Raw genomic sequence first — 4,318 nt, 5'->3', positions numbered from 1 at the left:
CGCCCCCCGCCCCCGGCGGGGGGGCCGCCCCCCCCCCCCGGGGGGGCGGGGGGCCCCCCCCCCCCCCCCGACCCGGCAGGCGTTCCTCGGCGGGATCATGACCCCGCTGCTGCACTCCCAGCTGACGTGGACGACGCGGGGCGCCGAGGTGTTCGACGACCTCGGCGACACGCCGGCGCTGATCGTCGCGAACCACTCCAGCCACCTGGACGCCACCGTGCTGCTGTGCGCGCTGCCGGCGGCGGTGCGGGAGCGGACCGTGGTGACGGCCGCGGCGGACTACTTCTTCGAGTCGACGTGGCGGGGCCTGTCGACGGCGCTGGCGTTCGGCACGGTCCCGATCGACCGGTCCGGCGGCGCGCCGTCGACGACCCCCGTCGACCTGCTCCGCGACGGCTGGAACCTGGTGATCTTCCCGGAGGGCACCCGGTCGGCGGACGGCGCCCGGGCCCGGTTCAAGCTGGGCGCGGCGTTCCTGGCGATCAACACCGGGGTGCCGGTGGTGCCGGTGGGGCTGCGGGGCGCGTTCGCGGCGATGCCGCGGGGCCGGTCGTGGCCGGTGCCGGGCCGCCCGGAGGTCGCGGTCCGGTTCGGCAAGCCGATGCGCCCCGGGGAGGGCGACGACGTGCGGGGCTTCACCACGCGGCTCGCGGCCGAGGTCGACCGGCTGGTCGCCGAGGACGAGACGTCGTGGTGGTCGTCGCTGCCCCGCCCCAAGTCCGACGGGCCGGCGACTCCGGCCGCGGCGGGAACCGGGGCCGCGGAGCCGGCGCGGTGGCGCAAGGTGTGGGCGGCCACGGAGCCGCCCGCCTCCACGCGGCCCCGCTCCCCCTGGGCCCCCTGACCCGGCCCGTCCGCCGGCGGGAGCCACGGCGACCTGGCCGTCGAGGACGTGCACGCCGCCGTGGCGGTGTAGCCGGCCGGTCGCGACGACCGGCACCCGGGTCCGGTAGGCGCGGATCGCCTCGTCGTACTCGGCGCCGGACACCGCGACCTGCACGGTGCGCGGGGTGGACCGGCCGACGACACCGTGGATGGTGGCAAGCCCACCGTCGTCGCCGTCACCCCGGTCGAGGCGGGTGACCTGCCCGTAGACGGCGGTCCGCGGCGGCTCGGGCAGCGCGGCGACCTCGTCGCGCAGCCGGCGCACCGTGTCGAGGTCGCCGAGGCGCAGCGCGACCCGCACGACAGAGGGCATGGGCAGCCCGGCGCGGCGCGCCCAGTAGAAGGAGAACTCCAGGGCCTGGACCCGGGGCGCGGTGAGCATCGCCAGCAGCGCGTCGCACAGGTCGGCGCTGACCCCGCGCAGCACCAGTCCCAGTTCCGCGCCGAGCGGCGCCGGCCCGCCGGCCGCGGCCCGCGGGCCTGGCTCCTCGGCGGCGGTCTCCTTGACCAGCCGGACGGGCCGGGCCGGGCTTGTGACCGTCCGCTGGCCGCGGGCCAGCTCCGTGACCTCGACGAGCGCGTCGGCGAGGGTCACGCCGACGCGGCGCTGGAACGGCGCGAGCCGCACGGGTGGCGTCGCGGCGCCGCCCTCACGGTCGCCCCGGCCAGTGACCAGGTCCGCCTCGTCGAGCCGGGTCAGGACCGCCAGCAACGGGCGGTCCGCGTCGGGGTAGGCGAACCGCACGTCCTGGTCGACGAACACGCGGACGGCGTCCGGCCGGCGGCCCTGGAACCGGGGCGCCGGAGCGATCACCGCCATCGCCGCCGCCTGCATGAGCCGGCTCACTCCGGCGAGCAGCGCCCGTGCCTGCCCCAGTTCCACCCCGCCGGCCGGCGGGTCGGGCTCCACCCGGATGTGCAGCACGTCCGCGGGGCCGTCCCCGTCCACCGGCCGCGCGTCCGCGAGGCCGGCCGCCGCGTCCCGCGCCGTCTCCCCGCCGCCTACCGCGCGCCTGCGTCCCGCGACGGACGCCCCGTCCTCGGTCTCCCGGCCCGGGCCGTCCCCGTCGTCTCGCCATACCCGCGCCGCCATGGCCCGTCCCCCTTGCCGTCGTCACGCGCCCGCCGCCAGCCGGCGTCCGGCGGCCATGCCGCCGGCGAGACAGAGCGTGGCGTGCCCGCGCGTCGTCCCGCCAGTTCGAGCACGTCCCTGTGGAAATGCGTCCTGTGTCCACAGACCTGTCGACCAGGCGCCCACCCCCAGCCGGTCCGCCCACGTTTTGAGGGGCAATTCCAGGCTGCTCGGCATTCCGATTCCCGGCGAGGAGGCCTTCCGGGAAAAGGGTGCCTGACCGTGGGTTTCCGATCGATGGTGTGGCTACGACGTTCTCGCTCGCGTGGGCACCACCGGAGGTCGGGTAACCGAAACGGCGGTTCCGTCAGAGAAATCTTTCCATGTCCTGCCGCGCACCTTCGCCGCCAACGCGTCCACGGCGGCGCACGCCACGCGCTCGACCGGCACGCGTCCCACGCCCCGACGGCCTACGTCGACGCCCGCGCCCCGGTCTGTGACGCCCTGCACGAGCGCGGGACCGGGACAAACCTTGGGAGGCTGGAACCGGCGCGTCCAAGGCCACGGCTCGCCATCATCCCGCCCCCTGCCCTCTGCACCGACACGAGGGCAGCCGGTCGTGGTGGTGCCCCGCCGGAGGGACTCGACGACCTTCGGCGGGACACCGTCGCTGTTCCTACCTCGCCGGTCCGACAGTTCCACCTCGGGACGCCGGCCTGTTCGGGGAGTCGTGATCGCCATCCGTCGGTTTTCCTGTGAGAATGCTGCTTCTCACAGGAAACGCGGCCGAGTGATGACGTCGCGCCGGCCGTACGGGGGGTACGGGGGGTCGGCACGTGCGACGGTTCGGCATGTCTGCCTGGCGGCGGCGGTCCACCAGATGATCGTCAATGAACAGCGGCTCGCCGCCGCGCTGCCTGGCTACACGATCGGTGAGCAGCTGGGGGCGGGCGGGTTCGGGCTGGTCGTGGCCGGCAGGCACCAGCGGCTCAGACGCGACGTGGCCATCAAGGTCATCCCGGTCGAGACTGCCGTGGCGAGCGGGGAGTTCACCTCTGAGGCCGAGATGCTGGCCAGTCTGGACCATCCGCACATCGTGCGGGTCTACGACTATCTGGAGGTCGACGGGCTCGGCCTGATCGTGATGGAGCTGCTTACCAGCGGCCCCCTGACCCGCCGCCGTAACCTCAACCAGCCCCAAGCGTGCGCAGTCGGCATGGCGGTCGCCGCCGGCCTCGCCCACGCCCACGAGCGTGGCATTCTGCACCGCGACATCAAGGTGGGCAACGTCCTGTTCGACATCGCCTGGACGGCCAAGGTCGGTGACTTCGGGATCGCGCGGATGTTCACCGGCTCCGGGGTCACCGGCACCGCGCGGGGGGCCGGCACCCCGATGTACATGGCCCCCGAACAGATCGTCGGCGGCCGGTTGAGCCCGGCTACCGACCTGTACGCCCTCGGGGTGCTGCTCTACCAGCTGCTGACCGGCGCCCCGCCGTTCGACCCCGCGCTGTCCCTGGCCCAGCTGTGGCAGCGGCAACTGGCCAGTCCACCCCCGCCCCTGCGCGGGGTGCCCCGGCCGGTCGCCGACGTCGTGCTGCGCGCGCTGGCGAAGGATTCGGCCGACCGATATGCGGACGCCGCCAGTTTCGCCGCGGCGCTGGCCGCCGCCGCGGTGGCTGCCTACGGCCCGGGCTGGCTGGCGGGCACCGGTCTGCCGCTGCACCTGACCGACGAGATCCGCGGCATCGCCGCACCCGCCCCAGCGGCCCAGCCACCTCCCACCCTCACCGCGACGGCTCCCACCACCAGCCCGGCAGGACGAGCGGGCCAGGCCCGCGCCGAGGGCACCGTGCCCGCCACTCGCCGGCCATCGGCCCCGTCGACGCTTTCCTGGGATTTCCCTGCCGCCGGGTCGGGCACCCGGGAGGGCAGGCAGCCGGCTCGCGGCCGACCGCGGCGCCGCTGGTGGCAGCGGCCCCAGATCACCGTCCCGCTGGCCATCCTGACCGCCGTCACCGTCACAGCCGTCGCACTCGTCGTCGCCATCGACCCGGGCCATCCATCCGCGGGCACCGGCAGGACCCCCACCCCCACCCCCACCACGACCCCGTCGTCGTCCCTCGCGCCCCAGCCCTTGGGCCCACCGCTGACCGACCACACCAGCAACGTGTTGTCGGTGGCGTTTTCCCCGGATGGGTACACCCTGGCCACCGGCAGCGGCGACACCTCCGGCGGCCGCGACCCCGCTGACGTGCGGCTGTGGGACGTGGCCGACCGGACCCGCCCGACAGCGCTGGGCCAGCCGCTGACCGACCACGCCGGCGCCGTGGAGTCGGTGGCGTTCTCCCCGGACGGGCG

At 75.5% G+C, this 4,318-nt stretch carries 2 protein-coding genes; both read left to right on the top strand.

Annotated features, from left to right (window positions below):
- The first annotated feature begins 97 nt into the window (after nt 1-97).
- The gene (locus tag I6A81_RS27410) at nt 98-844 is read left to right on the top strand and encodes a lysophospholipid acyltransferase family protein (RefSeq protein ID WP_203031731.1); all 747 of its coding nucleotides are present in this window, start codon (nt 98-100) and stop codon (nt 842-844) included.
- A gap of 1,993 nt (nt 845-2,837) precedes the next feature.
- Nucleotides 2,838-4,318 (top strand): WD40 repeat domain-containing serine/threonine protein kinase (locus tag I6A81_RS27405; RefSeq protein WP_203003930.1); only part of this gene is annotated, 1,481 nt, incomplete at its 3' end.

Origin of the sequence: Frankia nepalensis (assembly GCF_016786325.1) — a bacterium.
GTDB lineage: Bacteria > Actinomycetota > Actinomycetes > Frankiales > Frankiaceae > Pseudofrankia > Pseudofrankia nepalensis.
Note: the sequence above shows the minus strand (reverse complement) of the source record. Positions and strands in the feature narration are given on the sequence as shown.

What these genes read in the sequence shown, in the direction of transcription:
- I6A81_RS27410 (WP_203031731.1), top strand. Translation starts at nt 98, where the DNA reads ATGACCCCGCTGCTGCACTCCCAGCTGACGTGGACGACGCGGGGCGCC.